This is a genomic window from Streptomyces sp. NPDC002309 (assembly GCF_053593375.1).
In genome coordinates this window covers 103,196-121,625 of the sequence record NZ_JBSFCI010000022.1, presented here as the reverse complement: position 1 = coordinate 121,625, position 18,430 = coordinate 103,196, and the positions used below count along the sequence as shown (strand labels likewise).

17 protein-coding genes are annotated in these 18,430 nt (G+C 71.4%); 8 read left to right on the top strand and 9 right to left on the bottom strand.

Annotated features, from left to right (window positions below; all coding sequences use genetic code 11):
- Nucleotides 1–43 precede the first annotated feature (43 nt).
- The 4 genes from ACWCPM_RS19950 to argS all read right to left on the bottom strand — a co-directional run bounded on the left by ACWCPM_RS19950 (nucleotide 44) and on the right by argS (nucleotide 4,397).
- Entirely contained in the window at nucleotides 44–1,522 is a 1,479-nt protein-coding gene (locus ACWCPM_RS19950) for a glutamate--cysteine ligase (RefSeq protein WP_450977525.1), read from the bottom strand.
- A gap of 63 nt (nucleotides 1,523–1,585) precedes the next feature.
- Entirely contained in the window at nucleotides 1,586–1,840 is a 255-nt protein-coding gene (locus ACWCPM_RS19945) for an EF-hand domain-containing protein (protein ID WP_450977524.1), read from the bottom strand.
- Between the two features lie 31 nt (nucleotides 1,841–1,871).
- Complete coding sequence (locus tag ACWCPM_RS19940; RefSeq protein ID WP_450977523.1) at nucleotides 1,872–2,624, bottom strand: DUF4253 domain-containing protein; 753 nt, start codon at nucleotides 2,622–2,624, stop codon at nucleotides 1,872–1,874.
- A 6-nt stretch (nucleotides 2,625–2,630) separates the two neighbouring features.
- Nucleotides 2,631–4,397 carry an arginine--tRNA ligase gene (argS, locus tag ACWCPM_RS19935; protein WP_450977522.1) on the bottom strand — a complete coding sequence of 589 codons (1,767 nt, stop codon included), beginning with the start codon at nucleotides 4,395–4,397 and terminating at the stop codon, nucleotides 2,631–2,633.
- Between the two features lie 203 nt (nucleotides 4,398–4,600).
- On the opposite strand from argS, the gene lysS reads away from it, so the two are divergent.
- A complete protein-coding gene (gene lysS, locus ACWCPM_RS19930) occupies nucleotides 4,601–6,343 on the top strand; it encodes a lysine--tRNA ligase (protein ID WP_450977521.1) in 1,743 nt (580 codons plus the stop codon).
- Nucleotides 6,344–6,403: 60 nt separating this feature from the next.
- Here lysS and ACWCPM_RS19925 read toward each other — a convergent pair whose 3' ends face one another.
- The 3 genes from ACWCPM_RS19925 to ACWCPM_RS19915 form a co-directional block, all read right to left on the bottom strand.
- The gene (locus tag ACWCPM_RS19925) at nucleotides 6,404–7,771 is read right to left on the bottom strand and encodes a DUF2637 domain-containing protein (RefSeq protein ID WP_450977520.1); all 1,368 of its coding nucleotides are present in this window, start codon (nucleotides 7,769–7,771) and stop codon (nucleotides 6,404–6,406) included.
- A 138-nt stretch (nucleotides 7,772–7,909) separates the two neighbouring features.
- On the bottom strand, nucleotides 7,910–8,785 hold the full coding sequence (locus ACWCPM_RS19920) for a DUF3558 family protein (RefSeq protein WP_450977519.1): 876 nt from the start codon (nucleotides 8,783–8,785) through the stop codon (nucleotides 7,910–7,912).
- Between the two features lie 108 nt (nucleotides 8,786–8,893).
- Complete coding sequence (locus ACWCPM_RS19915; RefSeq protein WP_450977518.1) at nucleotides 8,894–9,754, bottom strand: DUF3558 domain-containing protein; 861 nt, start codon at nucleotides 9,752–9,754, stop codon at nucleotides 8,894–8,896.
- Nucleotides 9,755–9,934: 180 nt separating this feature from the next.
- Between ACWCPM_RS19915 and ACWCPM_RS19910 the strand changes: the two genes are divergently transcribed.
- Nucleotides 9,935–11,128: an RtcB family protein gene (locus ACWCPM_RS19910; protein WP_450977517.1), complete on the top strand. Its 1,194-nt coding sequence runs from the start codon at nucleotides 9,935–9,937 to the stop codon at nucleotides 11,126–11,128.
- Between the two features lie 6 nt (nucleotides 11,129–11,134).
- On the opposite strand, the gene ACWCPM_RS19905 is transcribed toward ACWCPM_RS19910, so the two are convergent.
- Nucleotides 11,135–11,893 carry an SDR family NAD(P)-dependent oxidoreductase gene (locus tag ACWCPM_RS19905; RefSeq protein WP_450977516.1) on the bottom strand — a complete coding sequence of 253 codons (759 nt, stop codon included), beginning with the start codon at nucleotides 11,891–11,893 and terminating at the stop codon, nucleotides 11,135–11,137.
- A gap of 252 nt (nucleotides 11,894–12,145) precedes the next feature.
- Nucleotides 12,146–12,481, bottom strand: a complete 336-nt coding sequence (locus tag ACWCPM_RS19900) for a YnfA family protein (RefSeq protein WP_450977515.1) — start codon at nucleotides 12,479–12,481, stop codon at nucleotides 12,146–12,148.
- Between the two features lie 83 nt (nucleotides 12,482–12,564).
- Between ACWCPM_RS19900 and ACWCPM_RS19895 the strand changes: the two genes are divergently transcribed.
- From ACWCPM_RS19895 to ACWCPM_RS19870, 6 genes are all read left to right on the top strand, one after another.
- Nucleotides 12,565–12,909 (top strand): hypothetical protein, encoded by a 345-nt coding sequence (locus ACWCPM_RS19895; RefSeq protein ID WP_450977514.1) that lies wholly within the window; start codon nucleotides 12,565–12,567, stop codon nucleotides 12,907–12,909.
- Between the two features lie 64 nt (nucleotides 12,910–12,973).
- Nucleotides 12,974–14,086, top strand: coding sequence for an LLM class flavin-dependent oxidoreductase (locus ACWCPM_RS19890; RefSeq protein ID WP_450977513.1), 1,113 nt, complete (start codon nucleotides 12,974–12,976; stop codon nucleotides 14,084–14,086).
- A complete protein-coding gene (locus ACWCPM_RS19885; RefSeq protein ID WP_450977512.1) occupies nucleotides 14,083–14,841 on the top strand; it encodes an FMN reductase in 759 nt (252 codons plus the stop codon). Before ACWCPM_RS19890 ends, ACWCPM_RS19885 begins: the two co-directional genes overlap by 4 nt.
- Before the next feature lie 130 nt (nucleotides 14,842–14,971).
- Nucleotides 14,972–15,685, top strand: a complete 714-nt coding sequence (locus ACWCPM_RS19880; RefSeq protein ID WP_450977511.1) for a response regulator transcription factor — start codon at nucleotides 14,972–14,974, stop codon at nucleotides 15,683–15,685.
- 9 nt (nucleotides 15,686–15,694) lie between these two features.
- On the top strand, nucleotides 15,695–17,146 hold the full coding sequence (locus ACWCPM_RS19875; RefSeq protein ID WP_450977550.1) for a HAMP domain-containing sensor histidine kinase: 1,452 nt from the start codon (nucleotides 15,695–15,697) through the stop codon (nucleotides 17,144–17,146).
- A gap of 91 nt (nucleotides 17,147–17,237) precedes the next feature.
- Nucleotides 17,238–18,263, top strand: a complete 1,026-nt coding sequence (locus ACWCPM_RS19870; protein ID WP_450977510.1) for a permease — start codon at nucleotides 17,238–17,240, stop codon at nucleotides 18,261–18,263.
- Nucleotides 18,264–18,430: the final 167 nt, after the last annotated feature.

The window sequence follows — 18,430 nt, the reverse complement described above, 5'->3', positions numbered from 1 at the left end:
CGGCAGGAGGGACACCGCCGTCGTCGGTGAGGCGTCGGTGGTGTCAGTCGACCGGCCAGGTGTGGGCCGGGGCGTTGAGATGCATGTAGTCGATGTAGAGCTGTGTCATCCGGCGCAGGGCCTCGTGGCGGCCGGAGGCCGATGCCGCCGCGACCCGGTGGAACATCTCCTTCTGCCAGACCGCGCCGTTGCGGGCGGTGACGCAGCGCTGCTCGATGATGCCGAGCAGGGGTTCGCGCCAGGCGTCGTCCATGCCGGAGAGCTCCAGGCCCCGGTGGGCGAGTGGCAGCAGGCGGCGCAGGACGAGCTCGCAGACCGGGACCTCGCCCATGCCGGGCCAGTACAGCAGGGCGTCGATGCCGTGCCGGGCCGCCGTGTGCAGATTCTCCTCGGCCGCCGCGAACGACATCCGCGACCACACGGGCCGTTCCTCCTCCACGAGGGCGCGGGTCAGGCCGTAGTAGAACGCGCCGTTGGCGAGGGTGTCCGCGACGGTGGGGCCGGCGGGCAGTACCCGGTTCTCCACGCGGACGTGCGGTTTGTCGTGGGCTACGGCGTAGACGGGGCGGTTCCAGCGGTAGACGGTGCCGTTGTGCAGGGTGAGCTCGCCGAGGTCGGGGACGTCGCCCTGCTCCAGCGTCTCCAAGGGATTCTCGTCCTCGCACAGGGGCAGCAGCGCGGGGAAGTAGCGCAGGTTCTCCTCGAAGAGGTCGAAGACGCTGTTGATCCACCGCTCGCCGAACCACACCCGGGGCCGCACCCCCTGCACCTTGATCTCCTCCGGGCGGGTGTCGGTCGCCTGTTCGAAGAGGGGGATGCGGGTCTCGTGCCACAGCTCCTTGCCGAAGAGGAACGGCGCGTTGGCGGCCAGCGCGACCTGGATGCCGGAGATGGCCTGCGCCGCGTTCCAGTAGGCGGGGAACTCCTCCGGTGACACCTGGAGGTGGAACTGCGTGCTGGTGCACGCGGCCTCCGGGGTGATCGTGTCGGCGTAGGTCCGCAGCCGGTCGGCACCGTCCACCTCGATGCGCAGGTCCTCGCCCCGGGCCGCGAAGACCTGGTCGTTGAGCAGCCGGTAGCGGGGGTTCTCGGAGAGCGCGCGCTCCCCGACGTGGTCCTGTTCGAGCGTGGGCAGGATGCCGATCATGATGAGGTGCGCGCCGACCGACCGGGCGCGCTCGTCGGCGTGGTTGAGCGCGGCGCGGACCTCCGACTCCCAGGAGTCCGGACCGCCCTCGGTCAGACGGCGTGGCGGGACGTTGATCTCCAGGTTGAAGCGGCCCAGCTCCGTCGACCACGCCGGGTCCGCGATCGCCTCCAGGACGTCGCTGTTGCGCATCGCCGGCTCGGCGTCGTCGTCCACCAGGTTCAGCTCGATCTCCAGCCCCACCTGGGGGCGCTCCGACTCGAACCGTGCCTCGCGCAGCATCAGGGCGAACGCGTCGAGGCACTGCTGCACCTTGATCCGGTACCGGCGGCGGTCCTCACGGGTGAAGACGACCGCCGGGACATCTCGTCCCATCGGGCCTCCCGAGTTCCCTCGGTCACGCTGCTGTCTCCAGCGTCGCACCAGGTGCGTGAGATGTCAGCGCCAGCCGAAGCGGCGGTCCACCGCCACGGAGAACTCCTCCAGCGTGAGCACCGCGTCCCCGTTCTGGTCGGCGGCGTCGAACAGCGCGGAGGAGGCGTCGGCGTCCCCCAGGGCCCAGAACGGCAGCACGCCCGCGGCGGCCAGGGTCGGGCCCTTGCTCCGCAGGGCGACGATGACCTCCTCGCGGGTCAGGATGCCGTTCCTGTCCAGGTCGAGCGCCTCGAACAACTGCCTGGCCTTCTCGCTCATGGTGTCGCCCCGTTCTCGTTCCGGATGTGGCTCAGTCCCACCAGAAGGACCAGTTTTCCCCGCCGATCAGTTGCTCGGCGTAAGCATCGAGGGTCGGGGAACCGCTCTGGGCGACGTTGTCCGGGCAGAACGCGAAGTGCTCGGCCGCCACCGCCCGCGCCTCGGCGGGGGTGGAGGGCGGTGCCGCGACCGAGACGACCATCCGGTCGAAGGTGAGCGCGACGACGCGTACGCCGAAGCGGTCCTCCCAGGAGCGGAGCACCGCGCACAGGCGGGCCACGTCCTCCTCGTGGTTCACGGCGCCCGACCAGCCGATCGCCGCCGCGACGTCCGCGCTGCGGCGGGCGGGGACGAGGGCGAGGCGGGGTTCCTTGAGCGAGGTCCCGTCCGTGAGGAGGCGCTGGGCGGTCTGCGCGGCCAGTGCGTCGGGGTCGCGGGTGCCGGAGGCGGCGGCCTCGGAGGCCGGACCGGGCCAGGGGTCGTCCGACAGGTCCTCCCAGTACTCGGCGAGCACCTCCTGGGGGTCGTGGTCCCCGGGGTACGAGGTCTCGCCGGGTATCAGCTCCCACTCCTCGGGGCCGCCGTGCCGGCCGACCTCTACGAGGAGCGGAAGGAGACCGACGGAGCGGGCCCGGCCGAGCGTCGCCCAGTCACCAGGGGCCGCGTCCGCGTCGGCGTGCCACAGGAGGGAGCCGATCAGCCTGCCGGGCGGCAGGTCGAGACCGAGGGCGCCGCCGGTGGGGTCGGCGGCGAGCCTCGGGAGCGCGTTGGGGAGGGTGGCCATCGGGTGTCAGAGACGCTCGGGCGTCCTGATGCCCAGCAGGGCCATGCCCTGCTGGAGGGTGCGGGCCGTGAGGTCGCAGAGGAACAGGCGGTTCTCGACCTGCGCCGGGCTCTCCGCCTTCAGGACCGGGCACTTGTCGTAGAACGACGTGTACAGCGACGCCAGTTGGTACAGGTACGCCGTCATCTTGTGCGGGGCGTACTCCGAGGCCGCCTCGGCCACCGTCTCCGCGAACGCGTCCAGGTGCAGGCCCAGCGCGCGCTCCGCCTCGTGCAGGTCCAGCTCCGGGTGGGGCGCCGGGCGGGTCTCTCCGGCCTTGCGCAGGATCGACTGGATACGGGCGTACGCGTACTGGAGGTAGACCGAGGTGTCGCCGTTCAGCGAGACCATCTGGTCCAGGTCGAACTTGTAGTCGCGGTTGGCCGAGGTGGACAGGTCGGCGTACTTCACCGCGCCGATGCCCACCTGGGTGCCGCGCTCGGCGATCTCCGCCTCGGAGAGCTGGTCCTGGGTGTCCTTCTCCCGCACCACCGCCGTCGCGCGGTCGATCGCCTCGTCCAGCAGGTCGACCAGGCGGACCGTCTCGCCCTCACGGGTCTTGAAGGGCTTGCCGTCCTTGCCGAGGACCGTGCCGAAGGCCAGCTGGTACGCCTTCACGTCCTCGTCGTTCAGCCAGCCGGCCTTGCGGGCCGTGTCGAAGACCATCTTGAAGTGGAGCGACTGGCGGGCGTCCACGACGTAGATGAGGCTGTTCGCCTTGAGGTTGAAGACGCGGTCGCGGATCGCGGAGAGGTCGGTCGCCGCGTAGCCGTAGCCGCCGTCCGACTTCTGCACGATCAGCGGGACCCGATTGCCGTCCGGGCCCTTGACGTCGTCGAAGAAGACGCAGAGGGCGCCCTCGGAGCGGACGGCGACGCCCGACTCCTCCAGGAGGCGGCAGGTCTCGGCGAGCATCTCGTTGTAGCCGGACTCGCCGACGATGTCGGGGTCGCGGATCTCCATGTCCAGCTTCTCGAAGACCGAGAAGAAGTAGATCTTCGACTCGTCCACGAACTTCTGCCACATGGCGAGCGTGCGCGGGTCGCCGGCCTGGAGGTCGACGACGCGGCGGCGCGCCCTCGTCTTGAACTCCTCGTCGGAGTCGAAGAGCCTGCGGGCGGACTTGTAGAGGCGGTCGAGGTTGGACATCGCCTCCTCGCCGCTGACCTCGGCGGCCTCGTGGTCCAGTTCGTGCGGGTGCTCGTCCAGGTACTGGATGAGCATGCCGAACTGGGTGCCCCAGTCGCCGATGTGGTGCCTGCGGACGACGTTCTCGCCGGTGAACTCCAGGAGTTGGACGACGGCGTCGCCGATCACCGCGGAGCGCAGATGGCCGACGTGCATCTCCTTCGCCACGTTCGGCTGGGCGTAGTCGATGACCGTCGTGCCGGGCGCGTCCGCGTGGGGGACGCCGAGGCGCGCGGTGTCCGCGTACCGGGCGGCCAGGACCTCGGTGATCGCCCGGTCGGTGATCGTGATGTTGAGGAAGCCGGGGCCGGAGACCTCGATGTCCTTGATCACGTCGCCGGTGGTGATGCCCGCGACGACCTGCGTCGCCAGCTCACGCGGGTTGGCCTTGGCCTTCTTCGCGAGCGCCAGGACTCCGTTGGCCTGGAAGTCGGCCCTGTCGCTGCGTCGGAGCAGGGGGTCCGCGTCCGTCTCCGGCAGGGCGGCCGAGAGCGCGGAGGTGAGCTGCTGTTCGACGGAGGCGCTGAGGGACGTGACCGAGGCCATGGAGTGGGTGCCGTTCTCCTCGTGGGTTCAGATAGACACGGTCAGTATCCCATGGGGGGTAAAGCGAATATCCCGCGTCCGTCCCGCGTGCGGGCGCCCCGTCCGTGACCGTGTGAAAAGGCGTTTTCGCCGTTGCCGCCGTTGCTGGGAGAATGGGCGGGCCGGCCGTTGACCGTATCGGCCGCTCCAGGAGAAAGAAGGACGTGCCGATCGTGGCTCAGAGCACCGAGACCACCGACTGGGTCTCCCGTTTCGCGGACGAGGTCATCGAGGAGTCGGAGCGTCGGGCCCCGGGCAAACCGGTCGTCGTCGCGTCCGGGCTGTCGCCCTCGGGCCCCATTCACCTGGGGAACCTCCGGGAGGTCATGACCCCGCACCTCGTCGCCGACGAGATCCGGCGCCGCGGGCGCGAGGTCCGGCACCTGATCTCGTGGGACGACTACGACCGGTACCGCAAGGTGCCCAACGGGGTGCCCGGGGTCGACGAGTCCTGGGGCGAGCACATCGGCAAGCCGCTGACCTCCGTGCCCGCGCCCGCGGGCTCCCCGTACGCGAACTGGGCCGAGCACTTCAAGGCGGCCATGGTCGAGGCGCTGGGCGAGCTGGGCGTCGCCTTCGACGGGATCAGCCAGACCGAGCAGTACACCTCCGGGGTGTACCGCGAGCAGGTCCTGCACGCCATGCGGCACCGCGGGGACATCGACGCCGTCCTCGCGCAGTACCGGACCAAGCCCAAGGGCGGGAAGAAGCCGCAGCAGAAGCCCGCCGACGAGGCGGAGATCGAGGCCGCGGAGGGGTCGGGGGCGGCGGGCGAGGACGACGGCAGCTCCGGTTCCGCCGGGTACTTCCCGTACAAGCCCTACTGCGGCAACTGCGAGAAGGACCTCACCACCGTCACGTCCTACGACGACGGCACCACCGAGCTGACGTACGCCTGCACCGCCTGCGGCTTCTCCGAGACCGTCCGGCTGAACGAGTTCAACCGCGGCAAGCTGGTCTGGAAGGTCGACTGGCCGATGCGGTGGGCCTTCGAGGGCGTGGTCTTCGAGCCCAGCGGCGTCGACCACTCGTCCCCGGGGTCCAGCTTCCAGGTGGGCGGCCAGATCGTCGGGATCTTCGGCGGCAGTCAGCCGATCGGCCCGATGTACGCGTTCGTCGGGATCTCCGGGATGGCGAAGATGTCGTCCTCCCGGGGCGGGGTGCCCACCCCGGCCGACGCGCTGAAGATCATGGAGCCGCAGCTGCTGCGCTGGCTGTATGCCCGGCGCAGGCCCAACCAGTCGTTCAAGATCGCCTTCGACCAGGAGATCCAGCGGCTCTACGACGAGTGGGACAAGCTCGACGCCAAGGTGGCCGACGGCTCGGCGCTGCCCGCCGACATCGCCGCGCACGCCCGCGCGGTGCGCACGGCCGCCGGCGAGCTGCCCGCGACGCCGCGGCCGATGCCGTACCGGACCCTGGCGTCCGTCGCCGACATCACCGCCGGGCACACGGACCAGGCCCTGCGCATTCTGAGCGAGCTGGAGCCCGACAAGCCGCTCGGCTCGCTCGACGAGGTCCGCCCGCGGTACGACAAGGCCGAGGCGTGGATCAACACGCAGGTCCCCGCCGACCAGCGGACGATCGTGCGCGAGGACGCGGACGCCGAGCTGCTGAAGTCGCTCGACGAGCCGTCCCGACAGTCGGTGCGGCTGCTGCTCGACGGGCTGGCGGAGAACTGGTCGCTGGACGGGCTGACCCATCTGGTCTACGGGGTCCCCAAGGTCCAGGCCGGGTTCTCCGCCGACGCCACGCCCAAGGAGCTGCCCGCGGAGATCAAGACCGCTCAGCGGACGTTCTTCGCGCTGCTCTACCACCTGCTGGTGGGCCGCGACACCGGCCCGCGGCTGCCCACGCTGCTGCTGGCGGTCGGCCAGGAGCGGGTGCGGCACCTGCTCGGGGAGTAGACGCGTTCCACGACGAGGGGGCGCCCGGTGAACACCGGGCGCCCCCTCGTCATGGGTGGATCAGGCGATGTGGTCTTCCTGGAGCTCCGCGGTGTGGCGGTTGGTGAAGCGGTTGACCATGCGCTCGGCCTCGCGCTGCGGGAGCGTGGAGCCGTAGGTGGCCTCCACGTCGCCCCGGAACTGGCCGGAGGTCGGGTAGCTGCCGTCGATCGACTTCTTGAAGACGAGGTAGTAGTCCTCCTCGGTCAGATCGGGGGGCGGAGTGCCGCCGCCCTCGCCCAGCTCGCGCGTGCGGCCCGGGCCGACCGGGATGGGGAACGTGCCGGTGTCCTCCGGTGAGGGCTCGGTGGCTGCCGGGGGCTCCTCGTACTGCTGCTGGTACTGCTCGGCCTGCTGCTGCTCCGCGTACCACTGCGCGTACGCGGCCTCCGGGTTGTACGTGGGGTCGTAGCCGCCGTGGTACTCGATCGTCTGGGGATCGCGGGCCTGAAGCCAGGGGTTCTGGTCCTGCTGGGGCAGATGCTGCTGCTCCGCCTGCGGGTGGCCTTCGTCGTGGGGGCGCTGCTCGCCGCGGGGACGCCGCTCGCCGTGGAGTACCTCCGCGTCGGCCCCCGCCGCGGCGGCGGGACCGCCCGCGGTCATGGCGTCCTCGGCGGTGTCCAGCGCCTCGGCCACGGTGTCCGCCGCCGTCAGTTGCGCGAGCGGCGCCGGGGGTATCGCCGGGGGTATCAGGGCCGGTTCGATGCCCGCGGCGGCCAGGCCCGCCGGTGCCGTGTCCGCGAGAGGGACGCCGTACTTGGCCAGGCGCAGCGGCATCAGGGCCTCCACCGGTGCCTTGCGGCGCCAGGCGCGGCCGTAGCGGGAGCGCAGGCGGGCCTGGTAGACGAGGCGCTCCTGCTCCAGCTTGATCACCTGGTCGTAGGAGCGCAGCTCCCACAGCTTCATCCGGCGCCAGAGCAGGAAGGTCGGCACGGGGGAGAGCAGCCAGCGGGTGATGCGGACGCCCTCCATGTGCTTGTCGGCCGTGATGTCCGCGATCCGGCCGATCGCGTGCCGGGCCGCCTCCACGGAGACCACGAACAGGATCGGGATGACGCCGTGCATGCCGACGCCCAGCGGGTCCGGCCAGGCCGCCGCGCCGTTGAACGCGATCGTCGCCGCCGTCAGCAGCCAGGCCGTCTGCCGGAGCAGCGGGAAGGGGATGCGGATCCAGGTGAGGAGCAGATCCAGGGCGAGCAGGACGCAGATACCCGCGTCGATGCCTATGGGGAAGACGTAACTGAAGTCCCCGAAGCCCTTCTTCAGGGCGAGGGTGCGTACGGCTGCGTACGACCCCGCGAAACCGATGCCGGCGATGATCACGGCACCGAAGACGACCACGCCGATGAGTACGCGGTGCGTCCGTGTCAGCTGTAGTGGCGCGGCCACCCGTATTCCCCTCCCACTGCATGTTGTTGCGCGCCCACAGGGTGGCACATGCGTACGGGGAACGGGTGGCCGGACCGTGTACGTCAGCTCATCCGTGACTCTTCCGGTGGCTCCCGGTGATCCCCCGGAGCCCCCGGTTCAGCTCTTCTTGGCCGCCGATGTGGACGAACTGCCCGACTTCGAGGGTGACTTGGACGACGACTTGGACGGCGACCCGGACGACGACTTGGACGGCGACTTCGGGCCGCCCTGTCCCGCGGCCGCGTCCGCCCCGTTCGCCTTCGTGACCGCGGCCACCGCCTCCTTGGCCGCCTTCCGCGCCGCCTTCATCAGGTCGTCGGCGTCCGGCGTCTTCTCGCCGGCCAGGCCCGCGCCGTTGTAGTCGACCGTGACGACGACGTTCTCGACGCGCGTCACGACCGTCTGCTGCTTGAAGGCGCCTTCCTTCTTCTTCAGGTCGTAGCGCACCGCCGCCGCCTGGTCCCCGGTGCCGGTGACCTGGTCGGACGTGACCTTCTTGGCGCCCTCGACCGACTTGGCGTCGGCGACCTGCTTCTCGTAGTACTCCTGCGCCCGCCGCTCGCCCGTGCCGCGCGTGACGTCGGACTCGAAGCGCAGCAGCGAGACGTTCAGCCAGCGGAACTGGGAGCCCTTGACGCCGTTGTTGTCGAGGCTGTCCCAGGAGCAGCCGGCCCGGAGCGAGGGATCGTCCGAGTTGCCCTTCTTGCCCTTCTTGCCGGCCTCCGGGACCAGATCCTCCAGCGTCTTCTTCGACAGCGCCGCGCACGGCTCCGGCAGCTTCGCGTACGCCGCCGCCTCCACGGTCGGCGAGGGGCTCGCGGAGGCGCCCGCCGGGCTCTTCGACGCCTGCCCGGCCTCGGCGCCGGAGCCGGAGTCCGAGGAGCAGCCTGCGGCGATCAGCATCACGGGGACGGCCGCCGCGCCGACGAGGACGCGGGTGACGCGGCGGGGTCGCTGCTCGGGCTGGTCGGCTCGCTGTGCTCGTCGCTGCATGGTTCCTTCACTCGTGACGCTCGGGTTACAGGTCCGAGGGGTCACGGTACGCGGTGAGTGAACCGCGCGGACCGGGTTCAGCCGCTTTGCGCGGGGTGCGCGCAAGCCCTACTCGGCGAACGAGTCGGCCAGCTCCGCGGCCAGTTTCCGGGCCCTGTCCTGCATCTCCTTGCTGTCCGGGGCGACGGCGACGGTCGCCGGCTGCTCCTCGTACGCGATGGTCACGATGACGTTGGACGTGCGGAACGCCACAGTCACCGTGCGCTGCCTGGCCGTCGAACCGGAGCTGTTCAGCTCGTCGTCCAGGAACGCCTCGTCCGCGAGGTCCTCGAGGACGCGGGGCTGGAGCGCGGCCGGGGTGACCGTCGGGCCCTGCGTGCCGCCGGGAGTGCCGGAGGGGGTGCCCGAGGGGGTGCCGGACGCCGCTCCGGCCGGGCTCGGGGCGCCGCTGCCGGACGGGGTGCCCGTCCCGGACGGGGACCGTGTGCCCGTGGGGGAGAGCGTCTCCGTGGCCGTCGGCTCCGGCAGGTCCGCCGCCGTCCGGCCGACCGCGAACAGCTCCCGCGCCTGGTCGTCGTCGCTCACCGCGTTGTCGTACGACACCACGCGCTCGAAGTCGACGAACAGGTGGTTGGTCGCCGACGCGGACTCGACCTTCCAACGGCACCCGACCTTGCGGTCGTTGTCGTAGGTGAGCGTGGGCGCGCCCTCGTAGGCGTGCTCGCGCTGCTCCTCGTCGACGATCTCCCGGATGCCGGGGAGGAGGGAGTCGAGGGTGTCCTCGCGGACCGCGCCGCAGGGTTCGGGGAGGTTGCGGTAACGGCCGGGCTCGGCGGCCGCCGTGGCCGTGCCGGCGCTGTCGGAGTTGGCGCTGTCCGTGGTGTCGCCGCCGTCGGAACCGCCGGTGCAGCCGGCCAGCAGGGCCGCGAGGACCGCGACGACGCCGGATACGTACGCCTTCCGCTGCACGGTCAGGCTCCTCTCGCTGGACATCTCGCCGGTTAATCGCTTGCCGTCGCCGGTCTCCCCCTGGAGACAATGTGTATCGCACGCACTGCCGTGAACGCCGGTCCGTTGTCCTTTACGTCGACCTTGGCACCGGTTTTGCTTTTCGAGAACTTTGGGAACTTCCGGGGGAATGAGGACGCTATGTCGTACGTCGAGATGCCGGGCGCGAAGGTGCCCATCCGTATGTGGACCGACCCCGCCACGGTCGAGGAGGGCGCGCTCCAGCAGTTGCGGAACGTGGCGACCCTGCCCTGGATCGAGGGGCTCGCGGTCATGCCGGACGTGCACTACGGCAAGGGCGCGACGGTCGGCTCGGTCATCGCGATGCGCGGCGCCGTCTGCCCGGCAGCGGTCGGCGTCGACATCGGCTGCGGGATGTCCGCGGTGCGGACCTCCCTGACGGCGAACGACCTGCCGGGGGACCTGTCGCGGCTGCGGTCGAAGATCGAGGAGGCGATTCCGGTGGGCCGGGGCATGCACGACAGCCCTGTCGAGCCGGGACGTTTCCACGGGCTCGCCACCGGCGGCTGGGACGACTTCTGGGGGCGGTTCGGGGGCGTGGCCGAGGCGGTCAAGTTCCGTGAGGAGCGGGCCGTCAAGCAGATGGGGACGCTGGGTGGCGGAAACCATTTCGTTGAGGTTTGTGTCGACACGTCCGGTTCTGTGTGGCTGATGCTGCACTCCGGCTCGCGCAACATCGGCAAGGAGCTCGCCGAGCACCACATCGGTGTCGCCCAGAACCTCCCGCACAACCAGGGCCTGGTCGACCGCGACCTCGCCGTCTTCGTCGCGGACACCCCGCAGATGGCGGCATACCGCAACGACCTGTTCTGGGCGCAGGAGTACGCCAAGTACAACCGCACGCTCATGATGGCGCTCCTGAAGGACGTGGTCCGCAAGGAGTTCAAGAAGGCGAAGCCGGCGTTCGAGCCGGAGATCTCCTGCCACCACAACTACGTGGCGGAGGAGCGGTACGAGGGCATGGACCTGCTCGTGACCCGCAAGGGCGCGATCCGGGCCGGGTCCGGTGAGTACGGGATCATCCCGGGCTCGATGGGCACGGGCTCGTACATCGTGAAGGGCCTCGGCAACGACAAGTCCTTCAACTCGGCCTCGCACGGCGCCGGCCGGCGGATGAGCCGGAACGCCGCCAAGCGGCGCTTCTCCACCAAGGACCTGGAGGAGCAGACGCGGGGTGTGGAGTGCCGCAAGGACTCCGGCGTGGTGGACGAGATCCCGGGTGCCTACAAGCCGATCGAGCAGGTGATCGACCAGCAGCGGGACCTGGTGGAGGTCGTCGCCAAGCTGAAGCAGGTCGTCTGCGTCAAGGGCTGACCCGGCTCAGCGGTCCCGGTGCAGCTTCGTGTTGGAGGCCTGGGCCCGGGGGCGGACGACCAGGAGGTCGATGTTGACGTGGCTGGGGCGGGTGACCGCCCAGGTGATGGTGTCGGCCACGTCGTCGGCGGTCAGGGGGTCGGCGACGCCCTCGTAGACCTTGGCCGCGCGCTCCTCGTCGCCGCCGAAGCGGGTCAGGGCGAACTCCTCGGTCCTGACCAGGCCGGGGGCGACCTCGACGACCCGGACCGGCTCGCCGAGGATCTCCAGACGGAGGGTCTCGGCGAGTACGTGGGCGCCGTGCTTGGCGGCGACGTAGCCGGCGCCGCCCTCGTAGGTGCCGTGGCCGGCCGTCGAGGAGACCACGACCACCGTGCCGTCGCCGCTCGCGATCAGCTGGGGGAGCAGGGCCTGGGTGAGGTTGAGGGTGCCGAGGACGTTCGTCTCGTACATCTGACGCCAGTCGGCCGGGTCGCCGGTGGCCACCGGGTCCAGGCCCAGCGCTCCGCCCGCGTTGTTCACCAGCACGGCGATCTTCTTGAAGGCGGTCGCGAACTCGTCCACCGCCGCGCGGTCCGTGACGTCCAGGGCGTACGCGGTGGCCTGGCCGCCGGTCGCGACGATCTCCTCGGCCAGCGCTTCGATGCGGTCCTTGCGGCGGGCGGTGAGGACGACCCGGTAGCCCGCGGTCGCCAGCTGCCGGGCTGTCGCGGCGCCGATTCCGCTGCTCGCGCCGGTGACTACTGCGATGCGGGACGGGGCCATGGGGTCTCCTCGGCGGGGCGTGGGGCGGGCGGGCCGTACGGGGTCAAGGGTATGTGTGGTGCGGGGTGCGGATCGGGGTGGCTGCGGGTGGGTGAGGGGCTGGTCGCGCAGTTCCCCGCGCCCCTGAGGTGGGGGCTGATCGGGTTTGTCGTGTGCGGGTGGGTGGGGGGTGTTTGCGCAGTTCCCCGCGCCCCTGAGGGGGTGGGGGCGGGCTTGTCGCGTGGGTTCCCGCGCCTCTGAGGGGGGTGGGGGTCAGGTTCCTCGGGGGGCCCACATGATCACTGCCATGCCTGTGAGACAGATCAGGGCGCCCGTGATGTCCCAGCGGTCCGGGCGGTAGCCGTCCGCGACCACGCCCCAGGCGATCGAACCGGCGACGAAGATCCCGCCGTACGCGGCGAGGATGCGGCCGAAGTGGGCGTCCGGCTGGAAGGTGGCGACGAAGCCGTAGGCGCCGAGGGCGAGGACCCCGCCGGTGATCCAGAGCCAGCCGCGCTGTTCCCGCCAGCCCTGCCAGACGAGCCAGGCGCCCCCGATCTCGAAGAGGGCGGCGACGAGGAAGAGGACAGCGGAGCGCAGCACGAGCATGAGGCGAGCCTCGCATGCCGGAATCGGCCGAGAACGGCGGGCCTCCCCCGGGCCGCGGGCCTCTGTGGCGCTGCGGGCTCGGGGTGTCTGCGCCCGCATGGGCGGCGCCGGGCGCGGAGGAGGGCACGGCGGGGGCGCGGCAGCCGTCCGCGCGCCCGGTCGGCTCGATGGCGCTGCTCGATCTGACCGTTCACCCGTGGGATCCGGCCGGGGACGACGAGGCGGCGTCGGCGGTGGTCGTGGCGGAGCTCACTCGCGCCGTGGCCGAGCCGGCGCCGACCACTCGGGCGACGGGCATGGCCGGGGAACCGGTGCAGGTGGCGGAGGGCGCCCCGGTGTTCGAGCGGCTGCTCGCGCGGACCGGGCGTGATCCGCGCCGGCCGTCTCCCGCGGGCTCGCGCGCGGAGGCGTGGACGGAGGCGGAATAGGAGCCGAGGGGCCGCGGTTCTCCAGGTATAGTTGAAGCGTCAACAACTTGGAGGTTGAGCGACCATGCAGTTCGGGATCTTCACCGTCGGGGACGTCACCCCGGACCCCACCACGGGCCGTACGCCGACCGAGCGTGAGCGGATCAAGGCCATGGTCGCCATCGCGCTGAAGGCCGAGGAGGTCGGCCTGGACGTGTTCGCGATGGGTGAGCACCACAACCCGCCGTTCGTGCCCTCGTCGCCGACGACCATGCTCGGCTACATCGCGGCACGCACGGAGCGGCTGATCCTCTCCACCTCGACCACGCTGATCACCACCAACGACCCGGTGAAGATCGCCGAGGACTACGCGATGCTCCAGCATCTGGCCGACGGCCGGATGGACCTGATGATGGGCCGCGGCAACACCGGCCCGGTGTACCCCTGGTTCGGGCAGGACATCCGGCAGGGCATCAACCTCGCCATCGAGAACTACGCCCTGCTGCACCGGCTGTGGCGCGAGGACGTCGTCAACTGGAAGGGCAAGTTCCGTACGCCGTTGCAGGGGTTCACGTCGACTCCGCGGCCGCTGGACGGGGTGCCGCCCTTCGTGTGGCACGGCTCGATCCGGTCTCCCGAGATCGCCGAGCAGGCCGCCTACTACGGCGACGGCTTCTTCCACAACAACATCTTCTGGCCGCCCGAGCACACCAAGCAGATGATCGAGCTGTACCGGACCCGCTACGCCCACTACGGGCACGGCACGCCCGAGCAGGCGATCGTCGGCCTCGGCGGGCAGGTGTTCATGCGCAAGAACTCGCAGGACGCGGTGCGCGAGTTCCGGCCGTACTTCGACGTCGCGCCGGTCTACGGGCACGGGCCCTCGATGGAGGAGTTCACCGAGCAGACCCCGCTGACCGTCGGCTCGCCGCAGCAGGTGATCGAGAAGACGCTGGCCTTCCGTGACTACGCCGGTGACTACCAGCGCCAGCTGTTCCTCATGGACCACGCCGGGCTGCCCCTGAAGACCGTGCTGGAGCAGATCGACATGCTCGGCGAGGAGGTCGTGCCGGTGCTGCGCGAGGAGTTCGCCAAGGGACGGCCGGCGGACGTGCCGGACGCTCCCGTCCACGCCACGCTGCTCAAGGCGAAGGAAGGCGCCGCGGACGGCGCCGGGGAAGGGGTGAGCGCCGCATGAAACTCGTGGTCGTCTCGGCGGGGCTGAGTGTGCCGTCGTCCACACGACTGCTGGGCGACCGGCTGGCCGTGGCCGCGCAGGGCCAGGCGCCGGCCGACGCGCCCGTCGAGGTCCAGGTCGTGGAGTTGCGTGAGCTCGCCGTCGCGATCGCGCACAACTTCACCAACGGGTTCCCCGACCGCGCCCTGTCCGCCGCGCTCGACGCGGTGACGGAGGCGGACGGGCTGGTCGTGGTCACGCCGGTGTTCGCGGCGTCGTACAGCGGGCTGTTCAAGTCGTTCTTCGACGTGATCGACCCCGAGGCGCTGCGGGGCAAGCCGGTGCTGATCGCGGCGACCGGTGGCACCGCACGCCACTCGCTGGTGCTGGAGCACGCGCTGCGCCCGCTCTTCGCCTACCTCAAGGCCGTCATCGTCCCGACCGGTGTGTACGCCGCGTCGGAGGACTGGGGCGCCGAGGGGCTCGACGGGCGCATCGAACGGGCGGCGGGAGAGCTGGTCCGGCTGATGGAGGGGCTGTCGCTGAGCAGGCCGCGCCCGGCGGACGGAGCCTCGGCCCCCGCGGCGGGCGCCGGCGAGGGCACGGCGGCCGGTAGGGCCGTGGACACGAGCGGTTCACGGTCCGAGGAGGTGTCCATCGATCCGAGTGGCCGAGGGCTGGTGGGGGTGTCCCTGGGCGGTTCCGGTCGGGCCTTCGAGGGGTTCGAGGTGGTTCCGTTCGAGGAGCAGCTCGCCGCGCTGCGGCCGGTCGGGTAGTGCGAGGTGTGCCCGCCGGGGGCGTGACCGCGCAGGACGCATGTCCCGGGCGGGTGAGAGGCCAGTAAGAGGATCAGGTGCCGCTCGCCCGTCCGGTCGTACGACCGTCCCGCTTTGCCACACTGGACGGGTGCCCCAGACAGTGCTGCTCGCCGAGGACGACCGTGCCATCCGCAACGCCCTGGAACGGGCCCTGACCCTGGAGGGCTACCGGGTCACCGCGGTCGCCGACGGCGTCGAGGCGCTGGCGCAGGCCCATCGCACACCGCCGGACGTGCTGGTGCTCGACGTGATGATGCCCGGGATCGACGGCCTCCAGGTCTGCCGGGTGCTGCGGGCCGAGGGGGACCGGACACCGATCCTGATGCTGACGGCGCTGGTGGAGACCGCCGACCGGATCGCGGGGCTGGACGCGGGCGCCGACGACTACGTCGTGAAGCCGTTCGACGTCGAGGAGGTCTTCGCGCGCCTGCGGGCCCTGCTGCGGCGCACGGCGAACGGACCGGCCGGGGTCGAGGCACCGGAGCGGGTGCCGCTGCCCGCGCGGCAGCTGGGCGCGGCCGGACTGCGCATGGATCCGCAGGCGCGGCGGGCCTGGCGCGGCGAGCGGGAGCTGGAGCTGACGCGCACGGAGTTCGAGCTGCTGGAGCTGCTGGTGCGCAACGAGGGCATAGTGCTCGACCACTCCACGATCTACGACCGGATCTGGGGCTACGACTTCGGGCCGGGCTCGAAGAACCTCGCCGTCTACGTCGGCTATCTGCGCCGCAAACTGGACGAGCCGGGGGTAGCGCAGCTGATTCACACCGTGCGCGGGGTGGGTTACGTGCTGCGGGAGGACTGAGTGGGCCGACTGCGGGGGGTCCGGGCCCGGGCCAGGTCCTGGCGAACCGTCGCCGGCGGCTGGTGGCGGCCGCGGCTGGTGTCGCTGCGGACGACCTTCGCCGTGTCCTTCGCCACCGTCACCGCCGTCGTCACCGTCCTGGTCGGAATCCTGTCCTACGGCGCGGCCGCGCGGCTGGTCCGCGTCGACCAGCAGTCGGTCTTCGACGAGGTCGTGCAGGATCTGCGGGCCGAAGTGAGCGAGCGCCGGATGACCCCGGAGGACTTCTCCTCCTTGCCGGGACACGACTTCGTCCGGCCCGCCCGTACGGATGTCCAGGTCCTGGGCCCGGACGGCCGAGTCGTCGACCCGGGCAGTCCCGGGCTGCCGGTCACCGCGGCCGACCGGGGCGTCGCGGGCGCGGCGCGGGCCGGGAGGATGGTGCAGCACAAGGACGTCGACGTCGGGAACGACGTCTACCGGATCGCGACCGTCGCGCTCGGCGGCGGCCGGGGCGCGGTGCAGGTGGCGCAGGAGTTCAGCGACACCGAGGACCTCCTGCGGGCGCTCCAGCGGCGGACCTGGCTGCTGATGGGGGCGGTGGTGGTCGGCGCGGGCCTCTTCGGCTGGTGGCTGGCGCGGCGGATGACCCGGCGGCTGGTGATCCTGACGGCGGCGGCGGAGGCGGTGGCCCGCACCCGTCGGCTCGGAATCGACGTACCTGTCACCGGAGGTGACGAGGTGGGCCGGCTCGGCCGGGCCTTCGACCGCATGCTGGGACGGCTGGCCCAGTCGGAGGAGGACCAGCGGCGGCTGGTGCAGGACGCGGGGCACGAGCTGCGGACGCCGCTGACCTCCCTGCGCACGAACATCTCCCTGCTGCGCCGGATCGACGAGCTGCCGCCCGCCACACGCGACGAGCTGGTCGCCGACCTCGGGCAGGAGGCACGCGAACTGACCGACCTGGTCAATGAGTTGGTGGACCTGGCGGCCGGGCAGTCGGACGCCGAGCCGCGGCTGCGGATCGATGTCGCCGACCTCGCGGAGGACGTCGCCGGCCTGGCGCGACGGCGTACGGGCCGGCGGATCGAGGTGCGTGCGAGCGGCGACACGACGACCGAGGGACGGCCGGGGATGCTGACCCGGGCGCTGTCGAACCTGGTGGAGAACGCGGCGAAGTTCGATGCCCACGGCACCGCCCCGATCGAGATCGTGGTCTCCGGCCCGGCGCGGCCGGGGACGGTCCGGGTGGAGGTGCACGACCGGGGACCCGGCGTCGCCGAATGCGACCTGGACCGCGTCTTCGACCGCTTCTACCGGGCCGCGGGCGCTCGGGCACTGCCGGGGTCCGGGCTGGGGCTGTCGATCGTGCGGGAGGTGGCGCTGGCACACGGCGGCGAGCCGTTCGTCCGGCGGCGCGAGGGCGGCGGGGCGGTCATCGGGTTCACCGTGGGCGTGCCGGACCCGGGCGGAGAGTGCTGACCAACGCCCTCGCACGGTTTCGCACTCCCCCCGGCGGGAGCCGGACGGCGCCCGCTATCGTCGCTGTGATCGGCCGACGCGCGGAGCCCGCATGCAGAAGACGGAAGACCCGGCCACGGGAGTGGACGCGCGGGACGGTGCCGTCACCGCGCGCCCTCGGGCCTGGCCCCCGTACTGGCCGCTCCTTCTGTCGGCCGCCGCCGTGCTGCCCGGTGCGCTGCTCTTCGCCGCCGGACGGTGGGCGGACGCCCCGGCCGTGCAGGCGTGGCGGACGGTGTGTCTGGCCGTCACCGTGCAGGCGCTGCCGTTCCTGCTGCTCGGCACGGCGCTCTCGGGCGCGATCAACGCATTCGTGCCGGCGCACGTGTTCCACCGGCTGCTGCCGAAGCGGCCGGCGCTCGCCGTGCCCGTCGCCGGGGCCGCCGGAGTCGTCCTGCCCGGCTGCGAGTGCGCCTCGGTGCCCGTCGCGAACAGCCTGATCGGCCGGGGTGTCACGCCGGCCGCCGCCTTCGCGTTCCTGCTGTCGGCGCCCGCCGTCAACCCGATCGTGCTGACCGCGACGGCGGTCGCGTTCCCCGGCAGCCCTCAGATGGTGCTGGCCCGGCTGCTCGCCTCCCTCGTCACGGCTGTCGCGATGGGCTGGCTGTGGCTGGCGCTGGGCAGGACGGAATGGCTGAAGCCGGCCGTCCGCAACACCGGTCACCACCCGGGCCACAGCCGCTGGAGCGAGTTCCGGCGTGGTTTCCGGCACGACTTCCTGCACGCCGGCGGCTTCCTCGTCGTCGGCGCCATGGCGGCGGCCACCTTCAACGTGGCGGTCCCGCGCTCCGTGCTGGAGACCTTCTCCGGCTCACCCTGGATGTCCGTGCTCTTCCTGGCCGCGCTGGCCATCCTGCTCGCCGTCTGCTCCGAGGCCGACGCGTTCGTCGCGGCCTCGCTCACCGGCTTCTCGCCGGTCGCCCGGCTGACGTTCATGGTCGTGGGGCCGATGGTCGACGTGAAGCTGATCGCCCTCCAGGCGGGCACGTTCGGACGGGCCTTCGCGTTCCGCTTCTCCGCCGCCACGACGGTCGTCGCGGTCCTGTCCAGCGCACTGATCGGAGCGGTCCTCCTTTGACATCCTCCCCGACTCCGTTGCGGATCGCGCCGACGGTTCGCCGGCCGATCCGACAGGAGAGCCGTATTTCTCCGCATCGTGCGGCGGAGCACCAGCAAAAACGTCCGCTGTAAGTCGCACGTCAGAGCAGTCCTGAGATGCATTCAGCCCCGGCGTGAACGCCGGGG

Excerpts from the sequence above, each read along its gene's own strand:
- ACWCPM_RS19950 (WP_450977525.1), bottom strand. The coding sequence starts at position 1,522 with ATGGGACGAGATGTCCCGGCGGTCGTCTTCACCCGTGAGGACCGCCGC.
- ACWCPM_RS19945 (WP_450977524.1), bottom strand. The coding sequence starts at position 1,840 with ATGAGCGAGAAGGCCAGGCAGTTGTTCGAGGCGCTCGACCTGGACAGG.
- ACWCPM_RS19940 (WP_450977523.1), bottom strand. The coding sequence starts at position 2,624 with ATGGCCACCCTCCCCAACGCGCTCCCGAGGCTCGCCGCCGACCCCACC.
- argS (WP_450977522.1), bottom strand. The coding sequence starts at position 4,397 with ATGGCCTCGGTCACGTCCCTCAGCGCCTCCGTCGAACAGCAGCTCACC.
- ACWCPM_RS19920 (WP_450977519.1), bottom strand. The coding sequence starts at position 8,785 with ATGCAGCGACGAGCACAGCGAGCCGACCAGCCCGAGCAGCGACCCCGC.
- ACWCPM_RS19910 (WP_450977517.1), top strand. The coding sequence starts at position 9,935 with ATGTCGTACGTCGAGATGCCGGGCGCGAAGGTGCCCATCCGTATGTGG.
- ACWCPM_RS19905 (WP_450977516.1), bottom strand. The coding sequence starts at position 11,893 with ATGGCCCCGTCCCGCATCGCAGTAGTCACCGGCGCGAGCAGCGGAATC.
- ACWCPM_RS19900 (WP_450977515.1), bottom strand. The coding sequence starts at position 12,481 with ATGCTCGTGCTGCGCTCCGCTGTCCTCTTCCTCGTCGCCGCCCTCTTC.
- ACWCPM_RS19890 (WP_450977513.1), top strand. The coding sequence starts at position 12,974 with ATGCAGTTCGGGATCTTCACCGTCGGGGACGTCACCCCGGACCCCACC.
- ACWCPM_RS19885 (WP_450977512.1), top strand. The coding sequence starts at position 14,083 with ATGAAACTCGTGGTCGTCTCGGCGGGGCTGAGTGTGCCGTCGTCCACA.
- ACWCPM_RS19870 (WP_450977510.1), top strand. The coding sequence starts at position 17,238 with ATGCAGAAGACGGAAGACCCGGCCACGGGAGTGGACGCGCGGGACGGT.